A 25,995-nucleotide genomic window follows, 5' to 3' on the forward strand; every position below is an offset into this window, starting at 1 on the left:
GTATGCGGTCCCGGAGAACCGGTTCGCGCGCATCCAGCTAGTTTCCGCTGCTCGATGCCCATAAGCGCGGCTAACGTAACAGGTTCGCCACTTGCCATTTCATCATGAATCGCGCCCGGCGTCGCGATCGACTGGGGTTGCCGGCTAATCCAGGCAGAGATCGAGCACGCCGGGAGGAAGCCTCGTTGATGATCAGACGCGCGCTCGCTTATCGTCGGATTTCATGCAGGAATGCGAATAGAGTCGCGTGCGGAAAGCCTATTATTTCGGCTGTCTGCTCACGGTGAATCGTCTGCCATCAGATGGCGGATTACGAGCGCCGGGTCGGCAATCTCCAGAATCAGCCGCCGAAGGATGCGCCTGCGCATATGCTCTTCGTCCAGGATCCAGGGTTTCCCCTTCTCGCTCAGATAGCGCGCGAGGGCGTCGCGATGGTCCTCGCCGTCAGGCAGATTGAGCCGCACGGCGAGTAGCCCCGCCACGACATCATCGATCTCGACGTCGAGCGGTCTTGAGTCAATATGAAGTTCGAGTTTCATGACGGTTATGGTGCAAAAAAAGCGGCACCGCTCCCGCGAAGACAGGAAGAACGATGCCGAAGAAATGCACCGGTCGGGCTTGATGACCGGTGCAGAGCGGACCCGGTGCGGTCAGTACTCCAGTTCCGGCGCGCTCGCCTGCGCCGGCTTGTCGTCCTTCGGCGCTTCGGCCACCGTTGCATCCGTCGTCAGGATGAGCCCTGCAATCGATGCCGCATTCTGCAGAGCCGTGCGCGTGACTTTCGTCGGATCGACTACGCCCGCCACGACAAGATCGCCGTATTCGCCGGTGGCCGCGTCGTAGCCGAAATTGCCCTTGCCTTCGAGCACCTTCGCGATGACCACCGAAGGCTCATCGCCCGCATTCGAGGCGATCACGCGCATGGGCGCTTCGAGTGCGCGCAGCACGATCTGGATGCCAGCGTCCTGATCACTGTTGACGCCTTTCAGGCTCGTCACGGCCGAACGCGCACGCACGAGCGCGACGCCACCACCCGGCACGATGCCTTCCTCGACCGCCGCACGCGTGGCGTGCAGCGCGTCGTCGACGCGGTCCTTCTTCTCCTTCATCTCGACTTCGGTGGCCGCGCCGACCTTGATCACGGCCACGCCGCCAGCGAGCTTCGCGACGCGCTCCTGTAGCTTTTCGCGATCGTAATCGCTCGTCGCTTCCTCGATCTGCCTGCGGATCGAGTGCACGCGCGCCTCGATGCGCTTTTCGTCACCGGCGCCATCGATGATGATGGTGTCGTCCTTGCGGACCTCGACGCGTTTTGCTGATCCGAGATCTTCGAGCGTGGCCTTCTGCAGCTGCTTGCCGGTTTCTTCCGAGATGACGGTCGCACCCGTGAGGATGGCGATGTCCTCGAGCATCGCCTTGCGACGATCGCCGAAGCCGGGCGCCTTGACGGCGGCGACCTTCAGGATGCCGCGCATCGCGTTGACCACAAGCGTGGCCAGTGCTTCACCGTCAATGTCCTCCGCGACGATCAGCAGGGGCTTGCCTGCCTTGGACGTCGCTTCGAGAACCGGGAGCAGGTCCCGGATATTCGAGATCTTCTTGTCATGCAGCAGGATCAGCGCGTCATCGAGATATGCGGCCTGCCTGTCGGGATCGTTGATGAAGTAGGGGCTCACGTAGCCGCGGTCGAACTGCATGCCTTCGACCACGTCGAGTTCGTTCTCGAGTGACTTGCCGTCCTCGACCGTGATTACGCCTTCCTTGCCGACTCTCTCCATCGCGTCAGCAATGATTTTCCCGATTGCCTCGTCAGCGTTGGCCGAGATGGAACCGACCTGAGCGATTTCGCGGTTCGTCGAAATCGGCCTGGACAGCTTGCGCAGTTCGTCGAGCACGGCGGCGACAGCCTTGTCGATGCCGCGCTTCAGATCCATCGGGTTCATGCCCGCGGCGACGTGTTTCATACCTTCCTGCACGATCGCCTGGGCAAGCACCGTGGCTGTGGTGGTGCCGTCCCCCGCCACGTCGGCGGTTTTCGATGCAACCTGTTTCACCACCTGCGCACCCATGTTCTCGAAGCGGTCCTTCAGCTCGATTTCTTTCGCGACCGACACGCCATCCTTCGTGATGGTCGGCGCGCCGAAGCTGCGCTCGATCAGCACGTTGCGACCTTTGGGTCCGAGCGTGACCTTCACGGCATCGGCGAGCACGTTCACGCCCTTGACGATACGGGCGCGGGCGCTGTCATGGAATTTGACGTCTTTGGCACTCATGTTCTTGCTCCGGGTAAAGTCGTTGACTCGACACGTCGCGAACGACCGGGCGGGTGTCCGCGACCGGTCGAAAGTTCAGGCGGCCTTGCGGGCGGCACCCGCGTCGGCCTCGAGGACGCCCATGACGTCCTCCTCGCGCATGACGAGCAGTTCCTCGCCATCGACCTTGACGGTCTGGCCTGCGTACTTTCCAAAGAGAACCTGGTCACCGACCTTCAGCTGGAGCGCGCGCAGCGTTCCATCCTGCAGCAGCCGGCCGCTGCCGACGGCGACGACTTCGCCCTGTTCTGGTTTTTCTGCCGCTGAATCGGGAATCACGATGCCCGAGGCCGTCGTCCGCTGCGTTTCGATTCGCTTGACGATAACCCGGTCGTAGAGGGGACGAATCTGCATTTCCATCTCCTGAGCGATTAAAGGATCACCAATAAGGGAATCCGGCTGCGTGAACGAGGCGCGTGGGAGGCCTCCGTGCAGCCGTGCCAGTGTCTGGCGGAAAGCGAAATAGAGGCGCTGCATTCGAGGTTCAAGAGGGAGCGCGAATCGCAAATGTAACAAAATATTTCAACGCGGCAAGAGGATACGGCCGACGGTCCCAAGGCGGTAGACCGTACGTCCGAGCGCGCGCTTGTGCGCGCTGCGCGGCTGCGGTTGCACGGGGCAGGGCGGCTGACGACCGCCGTCCGCATCCAGGCTGTCGTCGGCTTCATCAAGCGCCCGCCACACGCCACTCTTCACCGGTCGGAAGAGCCAGCGCACGTAGCCGCGTCGCGCGGCCAGTCGCATCAGGCCATCGCGATCACTCGCGCCGTCAATGAGTGCCCCGTCGGGCGGGATGTCGCTTCCGTAGTCGCCAAACGCCTGGCGACAGGCGAGCGCTTCGGCACCGCCGGCGCCGATCGTATTGCACCCGCGCCGCACTATGCGCTCGACCTCCCACGCACCGAACTGCCAGGCCGCGTCGAGCAGCATGGCGTCGACAGCTTCCACGGTCTGCCAGGGCGCATCAATCTGGATGGCGGTGCCGGGGACTGGCCGCGCCGGTATCTCCACACCGGGCAGCACGAGCGGCGTCGCGCGCCGGAAACCGTGCCAGTGAAGTATCGCGACGAGCGGCGTATTGACCTGCGCAGCGGCGCTGACGGTGACCGCGAAGAGCGGCAGGCGCACGCTTTCGGCCTGTTCCCGAAGTCTGTCGAAAAGGTCCATGAAGCCTCCCGTGGCTTGTTGCAAGGGCCACTTGAAATTTCCGTTCCATGGGCTATTTTATGCATCGTTCCGGCAGCCGCGCCAAGCGTTGCTGTCATGCAGCCAGACTCCCGTGCGGGATCACTGGCGCTTGCGGCTACACAGTCCGGTTGCCCTTCCAGAACATTGGGGGAGGATACGATGAGCCCTGATCCGAGAAGGTGGAATCCCTTCAAGTTCCTTCGAGCAGCTTCCCGCAAGTCCGATGCGCAAGGCCGGGAAAGCACGTCGGCGAGCGAAAACGAACGTGCCTCGATGCCCGACATCGCGCGGCTGTTTTCACGCGAACCATGGCGCGCAATGGAGGAATTTTTTCTTGACCCGTTTGCGGGCCGTGGTGCGCTCGACCGGTGGTTTGGCGACTTCAGTTCGTCGCGTTTCCAGCCGCGTATCGACGTTGTCGACGAAGGACCGGTGCTGCGTGTGACTGCCGAGCTGCCCGGAATGGAGCGCGAAGACGTGAAAGTGAGCGTCGAGGACGGCGCGATCGTGCTCCGAGGTGAGAAGAAGCAGGACGTACACAGTGAGGAGAACGGCTGCTACCGGCTGGAGCGTGCCCACGGACGCTTCGTGCGCACGATTCCGATGCCCGAATATGCCGATCCCGGCCGCGCTCTGGCGAAGTTCGACAATGGCCTTCTCACGTTGACGATTCCGAAAATGGAACCAGCGCCGTCCGCGCACCGGACGATCGATATCGGTTAGGGCAAGCACACGAAAGCGCTGTGACGGCGACGGTAGAAGTCGACCGGGTCGTTAGCTCAGCTGGTAGAGCAGCGGACTTTTAATCCGTTGGTCACTGGTTCGAATCCAGTACGGCCCACCATTCGCTGTTCCATAGAACTCCAGCGTATTCCGATGGAGTAGCCATAGCCCTTACTGGGTGGGCGTCTCAGGCAGTCGGCTGTTCCGCTGTTTGCTGGCTTGGCCCGTTGACTTCCCCTGCTTGGTGGGGGTAGTTTTGGGGGTATTCTGCCGTCTTCGACAGGGGATACCCCCAATATCCGGGCGAAGCGAGGAAGGCGCAGAAGAGGGTGGAAAAAGACCTGGCGACGAACAGCTTTGAAGTCGTGGCGCGCGAGTGGTTCCAGTTGACGAAAGGGAAGTGGGAAGCGGTATACGCGAAGTTGATCATGCATCGACTGGAGCGGGACATGTTTCCCTCCCTCGCCAAACGCCCGATCAATGAGATTACCGCAGTCGAACTACTGACTGCATTGAGGCGAATCGAGAAACGCGGCGCCGTCGACACGGCACATCGATCATTGCAGAAGTGCGGACAGATTTTCCGGTATCAGTTGTGACCGGACGGGCAGACCGTGACCCTACGACGGACCTTCACGAGGCGCTCAAGCCGGCACCCAAGCAACACTATGCCTCGATAAAGGACCCCAAGGAAGTCGGTGCGCTTGTACGCGCGATCCGCGACTACCAGGGAGGTTTCGAAACGAAATGCGCGCTTCTTGTTGGCATGCTGACGTTTGTTCGCCCCGGCGAGCTTCGCAAGGCTGAATGGACCGAATTCGACCTTGTTCAGGCTGAATGGCGCATTCCAGCCGCACGCATGAAAATGAAGGAGCAACATATTGTGCCGCTTTCGCTGCAGGCCGTTGCCGTCCTTGAAAAGCTTCATGCCGTCAATAGCCATGGACGCTACCTTTTTCCCAGCGTTCGGACCAGCGAGCGGCCGATGAGCGAAAACACGGTGAATGCCGCCCTGCGCCGTCTCGGATACACCCGTGAGGAAATGACCGGCCACGGATTTCGCAGTACTGCTTCTACACTACTCAACGAACTCGGTTGGCCGGGGGACGCAATCGAGCGGCAGTTATCACACGGTGAACGCGACGAGGTTCGGAGCGCTTACAACTTTGCTGAATACCTGCCCGTACGTCGGAAAATGATGCAGGCGTGGGCCGATCATCTCGATGAATTGGAACGTGGCGCAAGAGTCCTGACAATGCATTTACCGAAGGCGTGTTGAAGTGCCGGGCCGCGGCAGGAACCGCTAGGACTCATCGCCCTGCGTTCATCGCGAGCTGGAATCATCGCTCGCTGTTCAAAGATGCGGGGGGCATTCTACCTTGCGACCCACAAAAGTCCTACATCTTCGCGAATCGTCCGAACCCGGTGGCCCAGGAAGTCTTGAGCCATTGCGCATCGAGATGATCGTTTCGGACGAGGACGACCCCAAGAGAGCACACCCGGATTTCTTTTAAGATTTGGTGACCTGACTTTGAATGACACTGCGTGAGCGGAAGGCCTGGGCACGATCATCAGCGTCGAGACGCATGGCGGGTATGTTCTATTGGTGCAAGTTTAAATAGGTATCCACATGGTTTTGATAGGAATACTTATCTTTATAGTGATGCCGAGCGTCGATTTCTGGAGGAAACTTCGGCCACTCCTATTGGGCGGTGCGAAGCGATCATGGGCATACAAACCGTTCTGGTGTTCCGTTGCCAGCGCTACATAGATCACAGCGCGTCGGCGGATTCTGTACCCGGGTCGGGCTAGTCAGTGGCCAGTTGCAATCGAGCCGAATCGACGCGAGCTATGAGCGCCATCACCGTGTCAAGTTTTGGAGGCAAATCTGGCGATATTCCAGGAACTGAAAGCACAAACGACCCTGCTCGTGGAGCAGGCGGCTGCTGCGAGAGCGGCAGAATTCGAGGCGGTGCTTGCGGACATCAGGGCCAAAGTCACCAAATACGGGCTTACCGAGTGGAATATCTTCGCGCGCGCGGGGTGGGCGCTCGTCAAGACACGGGAGCGTGGCCGCCCCCAAATACCGCGCCCCGAAAACGGAGGCGGCGTGGTCGGGGAGGGGGCGTGTGCCAACTGGATCACGGACGCAAAGAACCGCGACAGGTAACTCATTCGTGACTGACATCAGCGCGACTCCGCCAAGTCGGCCAAATGACCCTGATCGACCCGTTGCTGCCGGCCGATGAGGTCGACCGAGGTCGACGTTTTCGCCCAGGTCCGGGCGAAAAACCACGCACTGATTCAGGGCCTGTGCGGCGCGCCGCCACACTACAATTAATCCGTAGCGTCAAATTGCCGCTATGTGATGGGGAACCTCACCCCAGGCGAAAGATTTGGTACGCTCGGCCACCTAATCGTTGCACTGCCTGTTGCAAACTGGTCGCGCTCGACCAGCCGCCGGTGAAGAGCGGCGATGGCTCGACGTTCCTCGTAAATTTTTTTACGTATCGCCGATACACGTGCTCAACCGCCACCGTCAGAAGATCGGTGCCTGGCTCGGGATGCTTGCCATCCTGCTGAGTGTGGTCGCGCCTGTGGTGTCCCAGGTGCTGCGCGGCGCGCATGGCGATGTCGCGCGTCACGAGCATCATTCCCATCACCATCACGCGGCGGTCGAGGTCGCGTTGGATGCCCATGCCGGGCACCACCATGGCTCCGATTCGTCGTCGCTGTGCGACGCGTGCCCCTATTGCGGACTGTTCGCGCACTCGCCGGCCTTGCCTGGGGTGGCCGTCGCATCGAGCGTCGCGCCGCAGCGCCCTTCCTTTCCTGCCCCCCTCGTCACCGCTGCGTTCCGCCCGTACACGGTGCTGACGCCGGCTCAGCCGCGCGCTCCGCCCGCCTCATCCTGATCTTCGCAGACGTTTTCCAGCCAATGTGGCGATTCCGGTGAACGGCATCGCTGCGCTGGCGCACACCTGCTCTGCGCCAGCCTGCCAGGACTTCCTCGTCCACACCAGGGGCCGCGTGCGAGGGCGCCTCACCACAATTCGATCAGGATCTGGATATGCGAACCACTCTCAAACGGGGTGCCGCAGCGCTGTGCGCGCTTGCGCCGTGCCTGGTTTCAGTCGATGCGTCGGCCCACGCGGTGGTCGGCGATCGTGTATTCCCTGCCACGCTGGCGGTCGACGATCCCGGCGTGGGCGATGAATTCAACCTGGAGTACGGCCACATCAAGACGCCCAACAGCAATGGCAACGACACGAACATCAACACGGTGTCGTACGAGTGGGACAAGCTGATCACGAAGAATCTCGCGTTCAGCGTCGCGAGCAACTACGCGAGCCTGAACTCGCCGGACGGCAACGCGAAGGGCTGGGACAATTTCACGCTCGGCGTCAAATATCTCGTCTACGCAAACCCGCAGCACGAGTTCATGGCGTCTGTCGGGCTGCTTGCCACGCTTGGCGGCACCGGCGCCACATCGATCGCCAACCCGTTTTCGACCTTCACCCCGACCGTCTATTTCGGCAAGGGCTTCGGCGACCTGCCCGCGTCGCTCGGCTACCTGCGGCCGTTCGCCATCACCGGCACGATCGGCCCGAATCTGACGACCGCGTCATCGGACCAGGGGCCGAACTCGCTCGGCTGGGGCGTCACGCTGCAGTACAGCATTCCGTACCTGCAACAACAGGTGAAGGATCTCGGGCTGCCCCAGCCGTTCAGCAACCTGATTCCCGTCGTCGAATTCCCGATGAGCACCTGCACGGCAGGCGCGTGCGCCGGACAGACGACGGGCACGATCAACCCCGGCGTGATCTGGATCAATCGCTACGGGCAGTTCGGCGTCGAAGCACAGATTCCCGTCAATCGCGCGACCGGCACGCACACGGGTATCCTGGTGCAAGCCCATATCTACTTCGACGACATTTTCCCGAACTCGATCGGCAAGCCGCTGTTCTGACCTATGAGGAATCCTTCATGAAACTGCATACGACCGCGCGCGGCGCCGTTGCCGCGCTCTTCATCGCTGCCTGTCACCTCGCGCAGGCGCACGCCTACCCGACCCATGAGGCGCCGGGGGCTGGTTCGACCGTCACGGGCCCGCAAAAGGAAGTCGCGATCGACTTCGACGACGGACTCGAACCCGCATTCAGCTCGATCACCGTCACGGACGCGCAGGGCAAGTCCGTGACGAGCGGCAAGGCTGTTGTCGCCCCGTCGAACAGGAAGCACATGTCCGTTGGGCTCAACACGCTGACGTCGGGCGAGTACACGGTAGCGTGGGTTGCCGTAGCCGATGACGGGCACCGTACGCAGGGCCACTACATGTTCACGGTGAAGTGAGCATGGAGCCGCTCGTCGCCGCGCAGACCGCCGTGGCAGCCGTGCAGAACGTGCTGTTCGCGACGGCTGCGGGCTCCCTCGCGTGCGCCGTGATGGGGAAGCGGAGCGGTATGGGCGCGCCGGCCACACTGCGCGGTTGGCAGGCGGGCCTCGCGATCGCGTTGGCGCTCACGGGCCTCGCATACCTCTGGCTGCAGGCCGCCGTGATGAGCGGCTCGCCATTTGCCGAGGCCGGCCCCGCAGTCATGGCCGTGCTCACGGAGTCGCACTACGGTGTCGCGTGGTCGGTTGGGTTCAGCGGCGCGCTGCTGGCGACGCTGAGCCGCCTCTTCGACCGTCGCGGCCTACCTCTCTTCGCCGCGGGCCTCGTCGCGTGGGCGGCGGGCAAGGCCGCGGCCAGCCACGCAGCCGACGCGGGCGACTTCTCGGCGCGAGAAGCGATCCATGTCGTGCATCTGTGCGCGACGGCGCTCTGGGCGGGCGCCGTGATCGTCGCGGCGGCCGTGCTCCGGCGCTCGCCGACCGCTCATTTGGCGGCCGAAGAAAGGGCGATCTTCTGCGAAGCGCTCTCGCATTTGGCGACGGCTGCACTTGTCGTCGTGTTGATCACCGGCCTCTACAACGTGATGCAGGACACCGCGCAGGCAGGCGTGCCGTTCCTCAGCATGGGATGGGGCCGGATACTCACGGCGAAGCTCGTGTGCGTCGCAGCGGCCGTGGCATTGGGCGGCTGGAACCGGCTGGTGGTTCTCCCCGAGCTCCGCGGGCGGGCGCAGCAGGACGGCCCCGCTTTCATGGCCGCACAAGAACGCTTCAACGCGTGGCTGTCCATAGAAGCGGTCGCCATGTTGGCCGTTCTCGCATTCGCTGCCGTCCTGGGCCATACGCCTCCGACAGACGGTTGACAACGCCAGCCCTCGCATTTGCCTGACGTCCATCGCAGCGACGCCTCGTATTCATCCATGGTGCGTGCATTGGGTATCGTCTTGGCTCCCCTGTCCATGGCCCAGGGAACGCGCCGCGTTGGCCCATGACGGGGTCTAGTGCTGTCTGACCTCGAAGGTCCGCCGATTGAGTAGAACAGCCGTTCGAATGGCCGAGTAGCGGCGATGGCAAACGTCAGTTCCTGGCCGAATTCACGCATTCGCCCTCATAAGACGGCCACCGCGCGCGTGGCCGCCCCTTTGCTCAGCTCGCCATGCGTCGTTGCGCGCCCATCGAGCCGCCTGCTAATCGCAGACAAATGCCTGTCACGCACTTTGTCTGCGCCCAGGCCGAGAATTCTCCCAGTTAGTGCCACAATAAGCACGCATCAGTGCCAGCAATATCCCGTCACGGAGGCGGACGTGGTTCGCATCGCAAATACAGCGGTTTGCGCGACGGTGAACGGAATTAACGCATCCCGTTTCTTCCGATATTTTGCGTCGGTTCTTGTTGGTGCGATGTTGGCACCAGGTTCGGCGCAGGCTCAGTCCCTTTCGTTCGACTCATTTGCTGTGCCCTCCGGTAGCGCACCGCACGATGTCGCGCCAGAGTCTGGTGGCACCGTCTGGTACACCGCGCAGGCGCAAGGCGCAGTCGGAAGGTTGGACCCGCGCAGCGGCAAGTCCGAGCGGATCCCGCTCGGCAACGGATCGGCGCCGCACGGCGTGATCGTCGGTCCGGATGGAGCCGCATGGATCACCGACGGCGGGCTGAACGCGATCGTACGCGTCGATCCGAAGACACTCGCTGTCGCGCGCTTCCCGTTGCCTGAAGACCGACAGAATGCCAACCTGAACACGGCGGTCTTCGACAAACGGGGGCACCTTTGGTTTACCGGACAGGGCGGAATCTATGGTGAGCTTGACCCGCGCAGCGGCAGCATGCGCGTGTTCGATGCGCCGCGAGGGCCGGGCGCCTATGGCATCTGTGTCACCCCTGATGGCAGCTTGTACTTCGCTTCATTGGCTGGCAGCTACCTCGGCCGCATCGATCCGGTGAGCGGCGCGGCGGAGGTCATCGAGCCGCCAACACCGAAACAGGGAGCGCGCCGGGTATGGTCCGATTCAAAAGGACGCGTCTGGATCAGCGAGTGGAACGCAGGAAAGGTGGGAGTCTTTGACCCGGCGACGCACCGTTGGCGCGAATGGAAACTCCCGGGCTCCGATCCGCATGCGTATGCGATATTCGTTGACGACAGAGACATCGTCTGGCTCAGCGAATGGAGCACTAATGCGCTAGTGCGCTTTGACCCAAGAACCGAACGATTCGAGACGTTTGCGCTGCCGCGGCCACACGCGAACGTACGCCAGATGATGGGCCGGCCGGGAGAAGTCTGGCTGTCGGAGTCTGGCACGGATCATCTGCTGCGCTACCGGTCCAGCGCAACGATTGGCGGCAGCAAGTGAGACCACTGCAACCGTTGTTCTCTCCAGGCACCCCCAATGACAGACGATTCCGATTCCGATCCCGACAAACTGAAGGGTCCTGGTGGCATGACGCTGCGGCAGATCCACGAACAGGTACGAAAATCCGTCCAGCGGGATTGCGAAGCGCAGCCCGCGCACAACGCGCCCACGCCTAAAAGCCGATGGCATCGGTGGGTACGGTACGTATGGGGCCGCAGCGGGCGACGCTAGCTGCTGACAGGCAGCACTGTGAGTGCCACTGACCGGCGGCTCGACTGTTTCCGCCGTCATGCGCTCGCATGAATGTCTGCTACGACGCGGATTGCGGTCGTTGCGGATGCGAGCGTGTGCGTCGCCTTGTGGCCGAAACCCAGAAAGTTTGCTAACCACGCGGTGACCGCTGATAGTCGCGCGGCACGAGCTTCCGGAAACGACCCCAATGTTGCCGTTCGATTTCCCACACTGAAAACGGCCGCCTTCGAGTGCACATCGGTCGCTTGTTCCGACATGGGAGCGAGGACGCCAGGGCCCCCGGTAGTCAGACGAATCGCACCCTCGCGCCGTCTCCCACAGACTGGTGAACAGAATTTTTCTCGTTTTCACCAGCTTGAAAATTTAAATTCACATGGCCATACTACAAACGTACCTTGACCAGGACGACCCATTCCTGCCTGTGAGCGAAACCGAACTGCCCGGCGTGATCGAGCGCATCCACTATGCATCCGCAACCGCGTCGGCGGCGTTGAAGCCCGTCGCGCGATGGCTTGCCTCTCATTCGCTCGACGCCGCGACGCGCACGATCGAGGAAGTCGCCGAAGCGTGTGGAGGCTCCGCTGCCAGCGTCAACCGGTTCGCCAGGCACGCCGGATATCGCGGGTTTTCTGAGCTGAAGGCGGAACTTGCCGCAGTCGTGCGGCAAGCGCTGCAACCGGTGGAGAAACTGGAAGCGCCGACGGCCCAGGAAGGAATCGGCGCATGGCTGGCAGATCACCAACGCAACCTTGTCGCGATGGATTCGTCGCTGCAACAAGAGCGATTGGCCCAGACGGTGACGCGCATCGTTTCGAGCAACTCTGTGTATTGTCTCGGGCTAGGCCTGAGCACCTATTTGACCGGACTATTGGCGGACACGTTGATGCCGTATCACCGGCGCGTCATCTGGGCCGCGGCTGGAGGAGGCAGCGAGCAAGCCGCGCGACACATGGCGCACATTGGCACAGGCGACACGTTGATCGCGATCTCTCTGCCTCGCTATTCGCGCGACACGGTCGAACTTGCGCGATTCGCCCGCGAACGCGGCGCTTTCGTCGCCGCCCTGACCGACAACCCGACCGCGCCTCTCGCCGCTACGGCCGACACGGTGTTGCTGGCTCCGGCTGAGCATCGGGTGCTGTCGTCAAGTGCAGTGGCCATGGTGGCGCTCATCGAAACATTGACATCAGAAGTGCTGAAAGCAACACCGCAGACAAAAGCCATGGCGGCCACTTTGTCGCAAACGGTTCTGCCGTACCTCGTGTTCGACACCACGTCGTCGACGCAGGCGAAAGCCGAAGCGGGCACGAGGCGCCGCAGCAAGACCAGGGGCATCAGCCGAAAGGGTGGCGATGGCGGTGCTGGCGGGCCTCGCAGAATTCGCAACCGATCGTGACTTTGCGATGGCCGCTTTCAATTGTCTCAGCAGGTTGAGAAGCAGAGGAGACGCAACATGACCGCTACCTCCGATAGCGCTGCCGGTTCATCGGTCAGGGACACGACGGGGCTTGCAGGGCATCCGCGCGGGCTCACCACGCTGTTCTTCACCGAGATGTGGGAACGATTCAGCTTCTACGGCATGAGAGCCATTCTCGTGCTGTACATGGTTGCGGCTCCTGGACTCGGCGGCCTCGGCTACGACACGCCCCATGCGACGGCGATCTACGGTACGTACTCAATGGCCGCGTTTCTGCTCGCGCTTCCCGGCGGCATCATCGCCGACCAGTGGCTCGGCACGCGTCGGGCGGTGCTGATCGGCGGCATCATCATCGCATGCGGCCACTTCACCATGGCCATTCCGGCGGTCCCGACGTTCTTCGCCGGGCTGGTGCTCGTTGCATGCGGGACGGGTCTGCTCAAGCCAAATGTGAGCGCACTTGTGGGCGGCCTCTACCCACAGGATGACGAGCGCCGCGACAGCGGGTTTTCGATCTTCTACATGGGCATCAACATCGGTGCATTCCTCGCGCCGCTTGTCTGCGGCTTTCTTGCGGAAGCTGAGCCATTCAGGAATTTGCTGCGCTCGTTCGGCATCGATCCGGTCAATAGCTGGCACTTCGGTTTCGCAGCGGCAGGCGTCGGCATGTTGATCGGTCTCATCGTTTTCTGGCGGCAAAGAGGCCGTCTCGAGCATGTCGGCAATCGGTACGTGACAAAGCCTGTACCGGCGACACAGAAGCAGCAAGGCAGTCGGCTGAACACGGCGATCTATATCGCGCTCGGCGTCTTCACCGTCATCGGCACGCTGCTCGCCGGAAGCAACTGGCAGAACGTGCTTCCGTTCCTGCTGGCCTTCGATGCGCTCGTTCTCGTCGTTGTAATGGGTCTGCAGGAGCAACTGACAATTGCCGAGTGGAAGCGCCTCGCCGTAATGGGCATCTATTTCGTCGTGACGATTGCTTTCTGGGCCGCATACGAACAGAAAGGCTCGAGTCTGAGTCTCTTTGCCAAGGAACTGGTGCAGCGAAATATCGGCAGCTTCCTCGTGCCGGCAGCGTGGTTCCAGTCGCTGACCGCCTTGTACGTGATCATGCTCGCACCGGTGTTCGCGGCGCTCTGGGCGCGGCTCGGCCCTCGTCAACCCTCGAGCCTCGCGAAGCTCGCGCTGGCGCCGCTGTTGATCGGTGTTGGCTATGCCGGGTTTGCGATCATGGCCTCGTCGCTTTCTGCCGGCGCCAGGATCAATCCGCTCTGGCTTGCCGGTCTGTTCCTGTTCGAAGTGTTTGGCGAACTGTGCTTGAGCCCTGTCGGCTTGAACCTCGTCACGAAGCTCGCACCGGTGAAGCTGGTTGGATTGATGATGGGACTCTGGTTCTTCGGAAGCTCATTCGGCTACAAGCTGGCCGGTTATCTTGCGGGCTTTTACTTGCCTGTCCCGGCACGGCTGACATTGCTCTATGGGGGCATCGCCGCGGGGCTCATCGCCGTGTCTGCGCTGCTGTTCCTCTTGATGCCGATGATGAGAAAGCTCGTCGGCGAGGAATCGCCCCAAGCCGTGGCTCACGCGCATTGATCGAATACGGCAGGAGGAGTGAAATGGCACAGTACATCCTGGCAATCCATGGCGGCGCCGGAACGCTGCAGCGCGGCGTCATGTCGGCGGAACAGGAAGCCGCTCATCGGGCAGCACTCGAAGAAGCGCTCGACGCAGGCCATCAGATTCTTAAAGGCGGTGGATCGAGCGTCGAGGCTGTTGTTGCCGCCGTCGTCGCGCTGGAGAATTGCCCGCTTTTCAACGCAGGGCGCGGCTCCGTATTCACGCATGCGGGCACGCACGAAATGGACGCGGCCATCATGGAAGGCCATACCGGGCGCGCAGGCGCGGTGGCTGGCGTGTCTCGCATCAAGAATCCCGTCACCGCGGCACAGCGCGTGATGGATCGGTCCACACACGTATTGCTCTCTGGAACGGGGGCTGAGCAATTCGCCGCCGACGAAGGCCTGGCTCTCGAGAGCCCCGAATACTTCTATACCGACTTTCGCCGGCAGCAGTGGCTCGCCGTGCGCGATACCGGACGCGAATTGCTTGATCACGACGGCACGGCATTGCTTCGCAAACAAGATCCTTGCGACGCGAGCGGACTCATCAATGGCGAGCACAAGTTTGGCACGGTCGGTGCCGTCGCGCTCGATGCGCTGGGTCATCTGGCCGCGGCGACGTCCACCGGTGGCTTGACGAACAAGCGCCACGGACGAATCGGCGATTCCCCGCTGATCGGATGCGGCACGTTTGCGGACGCGCGCGTGGCCGTGTCCACGACGGGAACGGGAGAAGCGTTTATCCGCGCTGTCGCGGCCCATGACGTCGCAGCGCGAATGAGGTACGGTCATGCAACAATCGATGAAGCTGCGCGCGCGGTCGTAAACGAGGCGATCCCGCAGCAACGCGGCACGGGAGGGCTCATTGCCGTCGATGTCGAGGGGCATGTATCGATGCCGTTCAACACCGACGGGATGTATCGCGGCGTTGTTCAGAGCGATGGCAAGCGGTACATCGATATCTATCGGTAGTTGACGGCACTTCACAATGCCAGAGACCAAGGCCTTCGCCTGAGAGCCGTTCGGATGAAATCGGTGCATTTGCGATCGCCATAGTCGGAGCAACGAGCCTGCACCGGCGAAATTGCGTGCGCTTATGCCCGTCACGTCGGCGAGCTGGCGAACCATGAACTGGTCGCGAATGTTCGCCGTCAAATGCGCCTGCACTCCAGCGGCCGCTTACGAAGTGCGATCCGCCGTTTGAATGTCCGTTCATAAGGAAAGGAACGGCAGGAGTTGGCCGGCTAGCGCCCGATGGCCGAACGGGGCGATCGTCTCGGCCGTACGTTCGATGCAAAAGGCATAACCCGCCCACTCCAGCCGTTGGAGTCACCGCGAGGCGAATATCTGCTCGCAAAGGTGAAGCGGTCATTCTTGACATAATAACGGCTCGTTTCCCGACGCTTTTTCATCCACTTTGTGAGCCAACTTTCGTTCTCGGCAGAAATCGCGTCCTCGTACGGCTTGACGAAGCTGGACCACGAACGGCGCGTGCCTTTCGGAAGAAAGTGCCACTCATCGACAGGTTCTTCGAGTCGGCGTGGGTACGACCAGGGTATTGTCGAGGTGCCCGGAGCCACCGGCGATGGGTTGACAGACACGCATGAACGAGCCTCTTCTAACGTTTCTGCGGGAACACCTCTCGAAGGACGCTAAGTGAGCTCCCAAGTCCTGATGCAATTTCCATCGCGTCGCGACGGGTTTGCACCCTGATCATCGTCGGCCATGTTTTCACGCGCAATCAAACGATCGTCGGAACACGACAGGCTTGCCGCCCATTGTCTGTTTCGTCATCCATGCCGCCAGCGCCGAGTCCAGATAGTCCGCGTGACCGGGAAACCACTCGAAAAGGCGCAGGCCGAGATCTCGCGCCAGTTCTGCGCCGGCCCGCTCTTCTGCGACCGCGGCCTTCACGTCACCGACCGACTTCAGCACTGCCGCATGCTCTTCGATGTGGCAGTCGCGTGGCGGGAAGTTCGTCGTACGCATCCACTCGTCTTCCTGCTCGAAATGGCTAACGGCGTGCTGTTCGAACAGCTCTAACGCTGCTGCGGCCGTCGCGTCCGAGCACGTCACCAGGCGCAGCGCAAACGTATAGAACTCCTTGTGAACGTCGTCCATCGGCGTGAAGCCGAGTAGTCGCGCGTCGTTCCAGGCAAGACTATTGTCGCTGACCGGCGCCGGGGCTTCTGTGTCTCTCGTCGGAGTCGTTCGTGGAGAAGTTTCGTCCGTCATGTTCGATTACTCCTGCTGTTTCGGTGTGCTGCTGTGCTCTGCAAACGATAAGAATGCGTCGAGCGGTGCCCGACGCATTGTTCCTCCCCGCGATACTCAAAGATCGAGAACCAGCTCCGAGGATTTCGCACGCGACACGCAGACCATGATCTGCGTTTGTTTCTCGTCGTCGCGCAGCACGAGATCCCGATGATCCGCCTCCCCTGAGCACAGCGCTGTCTTGCACGAACCGCAGGTGCCGCTTTCGCACGAACTCGGCACGCGCACGTTCGCGTCGCGCAGCACCTCGAGGATCGAGCGATTGGCGGGAATGTCGAACGACGTGCCGCTGCGCGAAAGCCGCACAGTGAAAGGCGTGCTTTCGCGCGCATTCGCATTGCCTGCACCGAAGCTCTCGAAGTGAACCGTGCCCGACGGCCAGTGGCCGGTCATGTCCCGCACGGTGTCCATCAGCGCCTGCGGTCCGCAGCAGTACACGTGTTGCGCCGACTTCGACCTCTCAAATACGGGCCAGAAGTCGAATGCTTTAGACGGGTCACCGTGATCGTGGTGAATCTTCACGTCCGAACGCCATTCTTCGCTGCTCAGTTCATCGAAGAACGCCGTGCCTTCCGGATCGCGGGAGAGGTAGTACAGCTTGAACGAGCGCAGGCCTTCCGCCCGCAACTGTCGCGCCATCGACAGCATCGGCGTGATACCGATGCCGCCCGCGACGAGGATGAATGACTTTGCGCGCTCATCGAGGGGAAACTCGTTGCGGGGCAAAGAGACGTCCACGGCGTCGCCCTCGGCCGTATCATCGATGAAGCTCATCGAGCCGCCGCGTCCGTTGCTGTCACGCTTCACCGCGATGACGTAGCGATTGCGCTCCTGCGAGTCGTTGCACAGGGAATAACTGCGTCGCGAGCCGTTCGGCACCACGACGGTCAGGTTCGCGCCCGCCTCGAACGGCGGCAACGGCGCGCCCTTCGGGTCGGTCAGTTCAAAGCGCCAGATGTCACGGGCGATCTTCTCCTTGCCTGCGATCTTCAGACGAAGAAAGCCGTCTTCCTGGGGGGGCGTCATATCTGTCTCCTTCTGACCGATCCGGTTTTGTACTGTGTCAACATGAGTGCATGTTATTACTAGATCTCTAATTATGCAAGTCGAGAAAAACGCTTCTTCGCGATCTTGTTCTCGGTAAAAACCCGTGCTTGCAAGCGGCGTGAAGTCCCCGTAAGCTGAAAATTAGAGCTCTAATTATGTGGCGAGAGGAACCCTGTTCCGCCAGTATCCAGAGTGAAATTCGGAGACATTCAGTCATGGCACATTCAACGTTGCACTCCGGGGATTTATCCCTGTCTGCCGCAGCCGACTCGGCGGCGGAGGAGGCGACCTATCGCAAGATCACGTTCAGGTTAATGAGCTTTCTTTTCCTGTGCTGGGTCCTCAACTATCTCGATCGCGTGAACGTCAGCTTCGCGCAGCTGCAACTGAAGCACGATCTTGGGTTGAGCGACGCGGCGTACGGGCTCGGCGTGAGCCTGTTTTTTATCGGCTACATCCTGCTCGAAGTGCCGAGCACACTGTTGCTGCGGCGCATTGGCGCCCGCAAGACCGTCACGCGGATCATGCTGCTCTGGGGCGCCATCTCCACTGCCATGGCGTTCATGACCGCTCCATGGCAGTTCTATCTTGCCCGCACGCTCCTCGGCGCGGCTGAAGCGGGCTTTTGGCCCGGCATCATCCTCTATCTCTCGTACTGGTACCCGTCGAAGCGCCGCGCCCGGATCACGTCGCGGTTCCTGCTGGCGATCGCGGTCGCGGGGATTGTCGGCGGCCCGCTTTCCGGGTTCATCCTGCAACACTTCATGGACGTCTGGGGCTTTCGCAACTGGCAGTGGCTGTTTTTCCTTGAAGGCGTGCCCGCCGTGATTGCCGGTGTCGTTGCTTACTTCTATCTGATCGACCGGCCGCAGGATGCGAAGTGGCTGACCGACGAGCAAAAACGAATTGTCATTGGCGCTCTGGACGAGGAAGGTCGCAGCAAGCCGCATAGCTCGCCGAGCACGCTCCTTGCGGCGCTGCGCGACCCGCGCGTATACGTGATTGCCGCGGGCTGGGCCACGGTGCCCATTTGCGGAACCATCCTCAACTACTGGACGCCCACGATCATCAAACAGGCGGGCGTTTCCAACCTGTTGCAGATCGGCTTCCTGTCGGCGCTGCCTTATATCGTCGGCGCCGTTGCCATGCTCCTGATCGCACGCAGCTCGGACCTGCGGCTCGAGCGCCGCTGGCACTTCGTACTGTCGACCACAGCGGGCGCCACGGGCGCGGTGCTCCTGACGGTTCTGACGCACAACCCGGTTGCCGCTATCGCGTGCCTGAGTCTCGTTTCGGTGAGCTATTTCGCGGCCGCAGCCATTATCTGGACCATTCCGCCTAACTATCTGAAGGGCGCGGCGGCCGCCGGTGGCATCGGTGTGATCAGCAGCCTCGGTCAGGTGGGCGCTTTCTTCGCACCAATCGTCCTCGGCTGGGTGAAGAGCGTGACCGGCAGCTTTTCGGCCGGCATCCTGCTGGTCGCGGCGCTGGTTTTCATCGGCGGCATCGCGGTCTTCTTCGGCGTGCCGCGCGAGCGGCAGGCACCGCAATCCGGCGCGTGACGATGCACGCGACGGCCAGAATTTCGACAGTCAAACAGGAACAGGAATGAGCAAGCTTCAACTTTCCATCGCGGTGGGCAACTACGACCGGATGCGGCCGCTGATAGACGGCGACGTGCAGATCGATGGTGTCGATCCCGTGTTCATGCTGCAGGACCCGGAGGAAATCTTCTTTCGCGCGTTCCGGCACGCCGATTACGACATTTGCGAGCTTTCGCTCAGCAGCTATTCGGTGAAGACGGCAGCGGGCACCTCGCCCTACATCGCGGTGCCGGTCTTTCCGTCGCGCGCCTTCCGGCATAGCTCGATTTACGTGCGTTCCGACCGCGGGATCGACCGGCCCGAGGACCTGAAGGGCAAACGTATCGGCGTGCCGGAATACCAGCTCACCGCCAACGTCTGGGTGCGGCTCTTTCTCGAAGAGGAATATGGCGTAAAGGCGTCGGATATCCGCTGGGTGCGGGGCGGCTACGAGGATCCGACGCGCGTCGAGAAGATCGCGCTCAAGCTGCCTGAAGGCGTTGTGCTGGAAAGCGCACCCGAAGGGAAAACGATCTCGAATCTGCTGGCCGACGGCGAGATTGACGGCGTGATCGGACCGCGCGCGCCGTCATGCTTCGATCGTGGGCATCCGAAGGTCAAATACCTTTTCGACGATCCGCAAAAAAGCGCCGCCGAATGGTACGAGCGTAGGAAGCTCTTCCCGATCATGCACACGCTCGGCATTCGCAAGGCGCTCGCGGACCAGCACCCCTGGCTGCCCGGCGCAATCGCGAAGGCGTTCGAGCAATCGAAGGAAGTCGCGCTGGCCCGTTTGAGCGATACCTCGGCGACCAAGGTCACGCTGCCGTTCATCGAGGACCAGTTGCGCAACGCCCGGCGTCTGATGGGGCACGACTTCTGGTCGTACGGATTCGCGAACAATGAGCACGTGATCGACCGCTTCCTGGCGCAGCACCATGCCGAGGGATTGTCGAGCCGTCGCTTGCAGCCTGCCGAACTGTTCCACCCGGCCAGCCTGGAGCGGTTCAAGATCTGACCCCTCGCGGCGGTTGCTCCTGCCGTTGCGCATCCGGCAGCCGCTGGGTGCGCGGCGGATGCGCGGAACGGGAAAATAAATCCAATACACTCAGTAGTCCATATTACAGATGAACATGAAGAGACACACATTCCCGCTCGCCTGCGGAGGGTTGCTGACGCTCGCCTGCACGGCGGCCCATGCGCAGAGTTCGGTCACGCTCTACGGCATCGTCGATGCGGGCGTCGAGTACGTCAACCGGGTGCACCAGGGCAGTCAGACGGGTTCGGTGATCCGTGAACAGTCGGGCAATCTGGCCGGATCGCGCTGGGGGCTCAAGGGCTCGGAAGATCTTGGCGGCGGCTACAAGGCCGTATTTACGTTGGAGGGCGGGTTCAACGTGAATACCGGCGCGCTCGGTCAGAACGGACGGCTGTTCGGCCGCAAGGCATTCGTTGGCGTCTCAACGCCGTACGGCACGCTCACGCTCGGACGTCACCAGAACCTGCTTTATGAGCTGATGTACAAGTACGACGCGCTGACGTTCAACCCCAGCTACTCGGCGCAAAGCATGGACAGCCAGTTCGTGAACCGCGCGGACAATTCGGTGCGCTATGGCGTGCAACTAGGCGGCGTCACGTTCGCGGCACTGTACAGCACCGGCTTCGACGCGACGATTCCGAACGGTGCGAGCGTGCCCGGCGCAACGAAGGTGGGTCGCGAAATGAGCGCGGCGGTCCTGTATGACCGCGGGCCGTTCAGCATCGGCTTGACGTACGACCAGTTGCAGGGCACCTCGATCGCGACGCAGAGCAATGCGCAGCAGCGCGCGCTGCTCGGCGTGTCGTACGACTTCGGGCCGGTCACGACGCTGGCGGGCCTGCGCTGGCTGAACACGCGCAACACGGATGTGCCGCCGAGCTCGCTGCTCTATTGGGGTGGCGTGACCTGGAGGGTGAATGCGCCGCTTTCCGTCTCCGCCAGCGTCTATCACACGCAGTTTCGCAATCCGCACGGCGGCCCAACGATGGGGGCATTGCTCGTCGACTACTCGCTATCCAAACGCACCGATGTGTTTGCGGAAGGGGCGTACGTCGCCAATCGTTCATTTTCCAATGTGGGTATTCGGGGCACGGGCGTAGACATTGCGTCAGGCATGGATCAGGCGGGCGTGACCGTGGGCATTCGCCACGCCTTCTAAGCGGCTTTGGCGATGTGCTGCAGTGCCTCTCGCGCGGGCTAAAGCGCTATGATTGTCACCTGTCTGGTCACAATAACGGCGAGGAAGGCATGGCAGCAGCACGTACTTCGGGCAAGGGCAAGGGCGGGGTCGCGAGCGAGGACCCCATTCTGCGGCACTGGCGCGAGGCGGTTCCGGATGATCGTCTTGCTCACCTGGTGAAGGATGCGGGCCGCGCAATGATTCGCGGTCTGCAAATGCGCCTGGCGCAGCACGAAGTCTCGTTCGGCCACTGGGCGTATCTGCGTGTGCTATGGGTCACCGACGGGCTCACGCAGAAGGAGCTCAGCGACGAGACCGGCACCACCACGCCGACCACGTTCAGTGCGGTGTCGGCGATGGAAAAGCTCGGGTATGTCGAGCGCCGCTACGAGCCCGGCAATCGCAAGAACACGCACGTCTATCTGACGCCGCGCGGCCGGAGCCTGAAAAACAAGCTCGTCCCGCTCGCGGAAGAGGTCAACGAAATTAGCGTCAGGGGCCTGAAAACCACCGAGATCAACGTCGCGCGGAAGGTCCTGCTGACGATCATCGAGAACATGGCACGCGACGAATCCGAGTCGGATAACCCGGCGCTGCGCATCCCGTCGACGCGGGAAGTGGGTAATCTGATCGCGGCACGCGGGGAAGAAATCGATCAGGAATGAGGCGCGGCTCGGTGCTTCAGGTCATTCCAGAGTAGCATATTAATTATAGATCTAATAATATTGACGGACGTGCCAGGTCCACGACAGGCACGACGGCAGGCCACGGCATGCCGCTCTTTCGCTCAAAAAATACGGATCTGAAATGGATGGAATGACCCGCGCGGCGATGTCGCGCAACGTCCGCGATGCGCTCGCGGAAGATGTCGGCGAGGCCGACTGGACGTCGCTACTGATCGACCCCGACGCTTCAGCCGAAGCGGTCCTGACCGTACGCGAAGCCGCCCTGTTGTGCGGCAGACCGTGGTTCGATGAAACACTCCAGCAGGTCGACCCGCACATCACGATCGAATGGTTTGTCGGAGAGGGCGAACGGATGCACGAAGGGCAGAGCGTCTGCCGGATCGCTGGCCCGGCGCGCGGTATCCTCACCGCCGAGCGCACCGCGCTAAACTTCATTCAGTTGCTTTCTGGCGTGGCCACCGAGACAAGCATGATGACGCGGATCGTCGAAGGCACGACCGCGCGGATTCTCGACACGCGAAAAACGCTTCCGGGATTGCGCCTCGCGCAAAAATATGCAGTTCGTGTTGGCGGCGGCGAAAACCATCGTCGGGGGCTGTACGACGGCATTCTGATCAAGGAAAACCACATTGCGGCGGGCGGCGGCATTGCATCGACGCTTCGCGCCACTCAGGCATTGGGTGCGGGCGTGCCCGTGCAGGTCGAGGTGGAGACGCTCGATGAGTTGGAGGAAGCGTTGGCTGCGGGCGCCGCGGCGATTCTGCTCGACAATTTCTCGATTGAGACGATGCGCGAGGCTGTGCGTGTCACCGCAGGGCGCGCCGAGCTGGAAGTCTCGGGCGGTGTGACCGGGCAGATGCTGCGAACCATCGCCGAAACCGGCGTGGATCGCATTTCGTTAGGGAAGCTGACGAAGAACGTCAGGGCGATTGATTTTTCGCTGCGTTTCGCGGCGTTCGCCGGATAGGGGGATCGGGGCGCACGTGTGCGCCCCTTAATTGTTGACGGATTCGCTCAAGCTCCTGTTTACGCGCGCTTTTAGACCGCCAACAACAACTATCGAAGCGTTACATCTGCGCCCGTTTCGCTCGACTTCAGAATCGCGATACAGATTTCCAGCGTGCCCTTCGCCCATTCGCCATCGTGAAGGGGTGAATGTCCGTTGACGACCGCGCCATGCAACTCGTCGATCACTTCGGCGCGCGGCACGGCGGGTGCAGGCAGCGGCAGCGTTTGGCGCTGCTCGTCGCCGTAGACGACGATCGAATCGGGCAGTGGACGCAGGTCTGCGCGTTCGCACGAGACGATGACCGGACCGAAATGCTGATGAAAGCGCGGCGGCTCGTCCGCGTCGGCCGTTGGCGGCTTGTATGCGGATCCGCCGTAAGTGCCGGCCGCCTTGAGTCTGGCCTCCTCGTCCGAGGTCGCGAGCGTCTCCAGACGGCGGCGGGCGCTTCCGTACGTGTCGGGGCTCGTTCGATCGCCCATTTCGCCGATCCAGCCGCTCCATTCATCGGTGTTGAAGTGGCCATAGCCGTTGTACGAGAGCGAGGCATAGGCACCGCTCTCGAACCAGATCAGCGCAGAATAAGCGCCTTCGGTCGGGCGAGACGGATCCCACCGTCCCACACTCGCGCGCAGCCGCGTCGCGCGCGAGCCGGCGAGCATTCGCACGATGTCGACCTGGTGGGCCGCCTGGCTGAAGACGGCGCCGCCACCTGCAGCCGTGGCCAGCTCCTCGGGTCGGCGCGGGCGATACAGGTAGTCGGTGTAGTTGACGGCCTGGATCATCTTCACCGCGCCGAATTCGCCGCGACTGATCAATTCGCGCGTACGCAGGTACGGCGTGTCGAAACTGTGGCAATGGCCGACAATCAGATGCACGTTCGCCGCGCGGCAGGCAGCGATCATGCGGTCGCAGTCCGCGGCGGCGAGCGCCATCGGTTTTTCGACGAGTACGTGTTTGCCCTTTGCCGCAGCAATTTCAGTGTGTTGCGCGTGGAACTGGTGCGGACTCGCAACGTAGATGATTTCGACGTTGGGGTCATCCGCCAACTCCGCCACGTCCGCATAGGTGGGCGCCGCGAAGTCGGCGGCGAACTGCCGCCGCGCTTCGTCACGCGGATCGCACGCAGCAACGAGCTGGACTCTGGGGTCGCGCAGGAAGGTCGGCAGCATCAGCGAGAATGCCCGTCCCAGTCCTGCGACCCCGATGCGCAAACGGCGCTGCTCCATGGCCGTGTGCCTCCCGTTATTGCTTGACCTGGTAGTCCGTTGCGAGCGCGGACGGCTGATCTGCGGGTTCCGGATTTTTCTTGCTGACGTAACGCGCGGCATACGTGCGCCAGTCGATTTCCTTCGGCACGACAGCCTGGTACGAGCACACTTCCCGGGAAATCGCCTTTGCACCCGTGCCAATTGCTTCGCCATCCTTCTCGAATTCAGCGATCGCATCGATCATGCGGCGACGGAATTCGACGATGGCGAGGTCGCTCGCGCCGAGGCGCTCGTCCGAGCGGTTCGCAATCGGGCCCATCGTGACCCACATGGCGATATCCTGGTTCGGGAAGCCCGAAATGCCAGTGAAATTACCGGCCTTCATCGCCTGGCGGTCCTGCCAGAAGCGATTCTCGTGATTGCGCAGCGGTCGATAATACTGGTCGAGATCAACACCGACCTGCTGACGCAGGAACTTGCGCCACGTTTCGGTTTCCGGCGTCGTCTCCGGATCGCCCCAGGCGATGAAGTAGAACGCCGTGTTCGTGTCGTCCATCGGCACGTTGATGTTCGCCACGTTGTAGAGATTGTTCGGCGGAATCAGCACCGTTCCCGGCGCCACGAATACCGTGGAGCGCACGTAGTCGTGCGTGTTGGCGTTGAAGATCGGGCGGCGCAGCGCGGCGTAACGGAAGCCGTAGTCGGTGCGCTCGACCTGCAGGCGCGGGGCCTTGTCGGTGGATGGGCGCAACCAGTTCTTCCCGGTCGCTTCGGCGCCGCCGACGCGTGCCGGCACGAAGTCGGACGAATGCAGGCTGGAGCTGTGCGCGGAGTCGATCGCGCCTTCGAGGATTTGCGCCCAATTGCACGGCAGCAGTGCCTTGGCAATGCTCACGCGGGTGTCGGCAGTCGGCGCCCAGGCCGGCGGCACGAATTCGGGGATGGCGTCCTGCGGGCCCATATACGCCCACACCATGCCTCCCCATTCCTGCACCGGGTAGGCCTTGTGCTTGACCTTGTCGGTCATGCAGCCCGCAGCCGGCTCGGACACCATTTCAAGCACGTTGCCCGAGACGTCGAACTTCCAGCCGTGATACAGGCAGCGCAGGCCGGAGTCTTCATTGCGGCCGTAGACGAGTGATGCGCGGCGGTGCGGGCAGTACTCGTCCAGCACGCCAACGCTGCCTTCCGAATCCCGGAATACGACGAGGTCCTCGCCAAATACGCGCGCTTTGACAGGCGCGCCATCCGGCTCGCTGACTTCTTCGATGAGGCAAACCGGCGTCCAGTGCCGGCGCATCAGTTGCCCCATCGGGGCATCGGCCTCAACGCGGCACAGCAATTCGTTTTCTTGGTGGGTCAGCATGGAATGTCTCCCGGCGACAGGTCGCCTTCATCAACAGGTGTTGCTCAACTATATTAGAGATCTAGTTAAATTGGCAAGAACCTTTCGGGACATCCGGGAAAGTACGTATGGTCGGAAGTGCCCCTGGCAGAACACCAGGATTTAATGTGCGAGACGAATCACCGTTCATCAGAGGCTCGGGATCCCCCTTGCGATTTCCTTGCTACGCATCGCGGCGATTGCGGTGTTTGGCGTGTTTCGGGACACGCGACGGCATTGCGGAGCGCGAATGCGCTGCGCATGAGATTGCCGATACCGCGGAGACGCGGTGTCGCGCTATCAGCAACTCGTCGCCTCCGGCTGATTG

At 62.0% G+C, this 25,995-nt stretch carries 26 protein-coding genes and 1 tRNA gene; 18 read left to right on the top strand and 9 right to left on the bottom strand.

The annotated features are described in order from the left end of the window. Nucleotides 1–278: 278 nt before the first annotated feature. From ACOJB8_RS03575 to ACOJB8_RS03590, 4 genes are all read right to left on the bottom strand, one after another. A complete protein-coding gene (locus ACOJB8_RS03575) occupies nt 279–539 on the bottom strand; it encodes a hypothetical protein (RefSeq protein ID WP_069263040.1) in 261 nt (86 codons plus the stop codon). 111 nt (nt 540–650) lie between these two features. Continuing rightward, on the bottom strand, nt 651–2,273 hold the full coding sequence (gene groL / locus ACOJB8_RS03580) for a chaperonin GroEL (RefSeq protein WP_342949326.1): 1,623 nt from the start codon (nt 2,271–2,273) through the stop codon (nt 651–653). Nucleotides 2,274–2,348: 75 nt separating this feature from the next. Beyond that, nucleotides 2,349–2,666: a co-chaperone GroES gene (locus tag ACOJB8_RS03585; RefSeq protein ID WP_238468788.1), complete on the bottom strand. Its 318-nt coding sequence runs from the start codon at nt 2,664–2,666 to the stop codon at nt 2,349–2,351. 168 nt (nt 2,667–2,834) lie between these two features. Then, nucleotides 2,835–3,479 carry a diguanylate cyclase gene (locus ACOJB8_RS03590; RefSeq protein WP_342949325.1) on the bottom strand — a complete coding sequence of 215 codons (645 nt, stop codon included), beginning with the start codon at nt 3,477–3,479 and terminating at the stop codon, nt 2,835–2,837. 180 nt (nt 3,480–3,659) lie between these two features. On the opposite strand from ACOJB8_RS03590, the gene ACOJB8_RS03595 reads away from it, so the two are divergent. From ACOJB8_RS03595 to ACOJB8_RS03615, 5 genes are all read left to right on the top strand, one after another. Further along, nucleotides 3,660–4,223 (top strand): Hsp20/alpha crystallin family protein, encoded by a 564-nt coding sequence (locus tag ACOJB8_RS03595; RefSeq protein ID WP_069263043.1) that lies wholly within the window; start codon nt 3,660–3,662, stop codon nt 4,221–4,223. A gap of 45 nt (nt 4,224–4,268) precedes the next feature. After that, nucleotides 4,269–4,344: transfer RNA gene (locus ACOJB8_RS03600), tRNA-Lys, on the top strand. A 208-nt stretch (nt 4,345–4,552) separates the two neighbouring features. After that, on the top strand, nt 4,553–4,822 hold the full coding sequence (locus tag ACOJB8_RS03605) for a tyrosine-type recombinase/integrase (RefSeq protein ID WP_342949324.1): 270 nt from the start codon (nt 4,553–4,555) through the stop codon (nt 4,820–4,822). Continuing rightward, nucleotides 4,819–5,502: a tyrosine-type recombinase/integrase gene (locus ACOJB8_RS03610; RefSeq protein ID WP_475011057.1), complete on the top strand. Its 684-nt coding sequence runs from the start codon at nt 4,819–4,821 to the stop codon at nt 5,500–5,502. The genes ACOJB8_RS03605 and ACOJB8_RS03610 overlap by 4 nt, the downstream gene beginning before the upstream one ends. A gap of 597 nt (nt 5,503–6,099) precedes the next feature. After that, complete coding sequence (locus ACOJB8_RS03615; protein WP_428996028.1) at nt 6,100–6,393, top strand: H-NS histone family protein; 294 nt, start codon at nt 6,100–6,102, stop codon at nt 6,391–6,393. A gap of 208 nt (nt 6,394–6,601) precedes the next feature. Here the strand turns inward: ACOJB8_RS03615 and ACOJB8_RS03620 are convergent, their stop codons facing one another. Next, nucleotides 6,602–6,937, bottom strand: coding sequence for a hypothetical protein (locus tag ACOJB8_RS03620; protein ID WP_342949693.1), 336 nt, complete (start codon nt 6,935–6,937; stop codon nt 6,602–6,604). Here ACOJB8_RS03620 and ACOJB8_RS03625 point away from each other — a divergent pair. The 8 genes from ACOJB8_RS03625 to ACOJB8_RS03660 all read left to right on the top strand — a co-directional run bounded on the left by ACOJB8_RS03625 (nt 6,833) and on the right by ACOJB8_RS03660 (nt 15,229). Then, nucleotides 6,833–7,138, top strand: a complete 306-nt coding sequence (locus tag ACOJB8_RS03625) for a DUF2946 domain-containing protein (protein WP_368729931.1) — start codon at nt 6,833–6,835, stop codon at nt 7,136–7,138. The genes ACOJB8_RS03620 and ACOJB8_RS03625 overlap by 105 nt on opposite strands. Nucleotides 7,139–7,293: 155 nt before the next feature. Next, nucleotides 7,294–8,193, top strand: a complete 900-nt coding sequence (locus ACOJB8_RS03630; protein WP_342949694.1) for a hypothetical protein — start codon at nt 7,294–7,296, stop codon at nt 8,191–8,193. Nucleotides 8,194–8,210: 17 nt separating this feature from the next. Continuing rightward, nucleotides 8,211–8,576, top strand: a complete 366-nt coding sequence (locus ACOJB8_RS03635) for a copper resistance CopC family protein (protein WP_475011058.1) — start codon at nt 8,211–8,213, stop codon at nt 8,574–8,576. Nucleotides 8,577–8,578: 2 nt separating this feature from the next. Next, on the top strand, nt 8,579–9,481 hold the full coding sequence (locus ACOJB8_RS03640; protein WP_342949696.1) for a CopD family protein: 903 nt from the start codon (nt 8,579–8,581) through the stop codon (nt 9,479–9,481). 537 nt (nt 9,482–10,018) lie between these two features. Further along, the gene (locus ACOJB8_RS03645) at nt 10,019–10,966 is read left to right on the top strand and encodes a Vgb family protein (protein WP_342949793.1); all 948 of its coding nucleotides are present in this window, start codon (nt 10,019–10,021) and stop codon (nt 10,964–10,966) included. 673 nt (nt 10,967–11,639) lie between these two features. Continuing rightward, the gene (locus ACOJB8_RS03650; RefSeq protein WP_342949697.1) at nt 11,640–12,614 is read left to right on the top strand and encodes a MurR/RpiR family transcriptional regulator; all 975 of its coding nucleotides are present in this window, start codon (nt 11,640–11,642) and stop codon (nt 12,612–12,614) included. Between the two features lie 57 nt (nt 12,615–12,671). Next, nucleotides 12,672–14,231 carry a peptide MFS transporter gene (locus tag ACOJB8_RS03655; RefSeq protein WP_475011059.1) on the top strand — a complete coding sequence of 520 codons (1,560 nt, stop codon included), beginning with the start codon at nt 12,672–12,674 and terminating at the stop codon, nt 14,229–14,231. Between the two features lie 23 nt (nt 14,232–14,254). Next, a complete protein-coding gene (locus ACOJB8_RS03660; RefSeq protein ID WP_368729932.1) occupies nt 14,255–15,229 on the top strand; it encodes an isoaspartyl peptidase/L-asparaginase family protein in 975 nt (324 codons plus the stop codon). 759 nt (nt 15,230–15,988) lie between these two features. Here the strand turns inward: ACOJB8_RS03660 and ACOJB8_RS03665 are convergent. After that, on the bottom strand, nt 15,989–16,492 hold the full coding sequence (locus ACOJB8_RS03665; protein ID WP_342949699.1) for a bacteriohemerythrin: 504 nt from the start codon (nt 16,490–16,492) through the stop codon (nt 15,989–15,991). Nucleotides 16,493–16,588: 96 nt separating this feature from the next. Next, entirely contained in the window at nt 16,589–17,557 is a 969-nt protein-coding gene (locus ACOJB8_RS03670) for a PDR/VanB family oxidoreductase (RefSeq protein WP_342949700.1), read from the bottom strand. Nucleotides 17,558–17,793: 236 nt separating this feature from the next. Here ACOJB8_RS03670 and ACOJB8_RS03675 point away from each other — a divergent pair, with 236 nt between their 5' ends. From ACOJB8_RS03675 to nadC, 5 genes are all read left to right on the top strand, one after another. Beyond that, nucleotides 17,794–19,140 (top strand): MFS transporter, encoded by a 1,347-nt coding sequence (locus ACOJB8_RS03675; RefSeq protein WP_368729924.1) that lies wholly within the window; start codon nt 17,794–17,796, stop codon nt 19,138–19,140. 46 nt (nt 19,141–19,186) lie between these two features. After that, nucleotides 19,187–20,179 carry a PhnD/SsuA/transferrin family substrate-binding protein gene (locus ACOJB8_RS03680; RefSeq protein WP_368729925.1) on the top strand — a complete coding sequence of 331 codons (993 nt, stop codon included), beginning with the start codon at nt 19,187–19,189 and terminating at the stop codon, nt 20,177–20,179. Nucleotides 20,180–20,288: 109 nt separating this feature from the next. After that, a complete protein-coding gene (locus ACOJB8_RS03685) occupies nt 20,289–21,359 on the top strand; it encodes a porin (protein WP_141710886.1) in 1,071 nt (356 codons plus the stop codon). Nucleotides 21,360–21,448: 89 nt separating this feature from the next. Further along, nucleotides 21,449–22,045: a MarR family winged helix-turn-helix transcriptional regulator gene (locus tag ACOJB8_RS03690; protein WP_069268539.1), complete on the top strand. Its 597-nt coding sequence runs from the start codon at nt 21,449–21,451 to the stop codon at nt 22,043–22,045. 142 nt (nt 22,046–22,187) lie between these two features. Then, nucleotides 22,188–23,033 (top strand): carboxylating nicotinate-nucleotide diphosphorylase, encoded by an 846-nt coding sequence (nadC, locus tag ACOJB8_RS03695; RefSeq protein ID WP_475011060.1) that lies wholly within the window; start codon nt 22,188–22,190, stop codon nt 23,031–23,033. A gap of 89 nt (nt 23,034–23,122) precedes the next feature. On the opposite strand, the gene ACOJB8_RS03700 is transcribed toward nadC, so the two are convergent. Both ACOJB8_RS03700 and ACOJB8_RS03705 read right to left on the bottom strand, forming a co-directional pair. After that, on the bottom strand, nt 23,123–24,301 hold the full coding sequence (locus tag ACOJB8_RS03700) for a Gfo/Idh/MocA family oxidoreductase (RefSeq protein ID WP_475011061.1): 1,179 nt from the start codon (nt 24,299–24,301) through the stop codon (nt 23,123–23,125). A 16-nt stretch (nt 24,302–24,317) separates the two neighbouring features. After that, nucleotides 24,318–25,649: a Rieske 2Fe-2S domain-containing protein gene (locus ACOJB8_RS03705; protein ID WP_475011062.1), complete on the bottom strand. Its 1,332-nt coding sequence runs from the start codon at nt 25,647–25,649 to the stop codon at nt 24,318–24,320. Nucleotides 25,650–25,995 lie beyond the last annotated feature (346 nt).

The sequence above is a fragment of the Paraburkholderia sp. BR10141 genome, from assembly GCF_056155635.1.

Coding starts and splice junctions, on each gene's coding strand:
- ACOJB8_RS03645 (WP_342949793.1), top strand. CDS start 10,019: ATGTTGGCACCAGGTTCGGCGCAGGCTCAGTCCCTTTCGTTCGACTCA.
- ACOJB8_RS03585 (WP_238468788.1), bottom strand. CDS start 2,666: ATGCAGATTCGTCCCCTCTACGACCGGGTTATCGTCAAGCGAATCGAA.
- ACOJB8_RS03665 (WP_342949699.1), bottom strand. CDS start 16,492: ATGACGGACGAAACTTCTCCACGAACGACTCCGACGAGAGACACAGAA.
- ACOJB8_RS03685 (WP_141710886.1), top strand. CDS start 20,289: ATGAACATGAAGAGACACACATTCCCGCTCGCCTGCGGAGGGTTGCTG.
- ACOJB8_RS03620 (WP_342949693.1), bottom strand. CDS start 6,937: ATGGTGGTGCCCGGCATGGGCATCCAACGCGACCTCGACCGCCGCGTG.
- ACOJB8_RS03635 (WP_475011058.1), top strand. CDS start 8,211: ATGAAACTGCATACGACCGCGCGCGGCGCCGTTGCCGCGCTCTTCATC.
- ACOJB8_RS03705 (WP_475011062.1), bottom strand. CDS start 25,649: ATGCTGACCCACCAAGAAAACGAATTGCTGTGCCGCGTTGAGGCCGAT.
- ACOJB8_RS03700 (WP_475011061.1), bottom strand. CDS start 24,301: ATGGAGCAGCGCCGTTTGCGCATCGGGGTCGCAGGACTGGGACGGGCA.
- ACOJB8_RS03660 (WP_368729932.1), top strand. CDS start 14,255: ATGGCACAGTACATCCTGGCAATCCATGGCGGCGCCGGAACGCTGCAG.
- ACOJB8_RS03575 (WP_069263040.1), bottom strand. CDS start 539: ATGAAACTCGAACTTCATATTGACTCAAGACCGCTCGACGTCGAGATC.
- ACOJB8_RS03680 (WP_368729925.1), top strand. CDS start 19,187: ATGAGCAAGCTTCAACTTTCCATCGCGGTGGGCAACTACGACCGGATG.
- ACOJB8_RS03690 (WP_069268539.1), top strand. CDS start 21,449: ATGGCAGCAGCACGTACTTCGGGCAAGGGCAAGGGCGGGGTCGCGAGC.
- ACOJB8_RS03595 (WP_069263043.1), top strand. CDS start 3,660: ATGAGCCCTGATCCGAGAAGGTGGAATCCCTTCAAGTTCCTTCGAGCA.
- ACOJB8_RS03630 (WP_342949694.1), top strand. CDS start 7,294: ATGCGAACCACTCTCAAACGGGGTGCCGCAGCGCTGTGCGCGCTTGCG.
- ACOJB8_RS03670 (WP_342949700.1), bottom strand. CDS start 17,557: ATGACGCCCCCCCAGGAAGACGGCTTTCTTCGTCTGAAGATCGCAGGC.
- nadC (WP_475011060.1), top strand. CDS start 22,188: ATGGATGGAATGACCCGCGCGGCGATGTCGCGCAACGTCCGCGATGCG.
- groL (WP_342949326.1), bottom strand. CDS start 2,273: ATGAGTGCCAAAGACGTCAAATTCCATGACAGCGCCCGCGCCCGTATC.
- ACOJB8_RS03655 (WP_475011059.1), top strand. CDS start 12,672: ATGACCGCTACCTCCGATAGCGCTGCCGGTTCATCGGTCAGGGACACG.
- ACOJB8_RS03640 (WP_342949696.1), top strand. CDS start 8,579: ATGGAGCCGCTCGTCGCCGCGCAGACCGCCGTGGCAGCCGTGCAGAAC.
- ACOJB8_RS03675 (WP_368729924.1), top strand. CDS start 17,794: ATGGCACATTCAACGTTGCACTCCGGGGATTTATCCCTGTCTGCCGCA.
- ACOJB8_RS03590 (WP_342949325.1), bottom strand. CDS start 3,479: ATGGACCTTTTCGACAGACTTCGGGAACAGGCCGAAAGCGTGCGCCTG.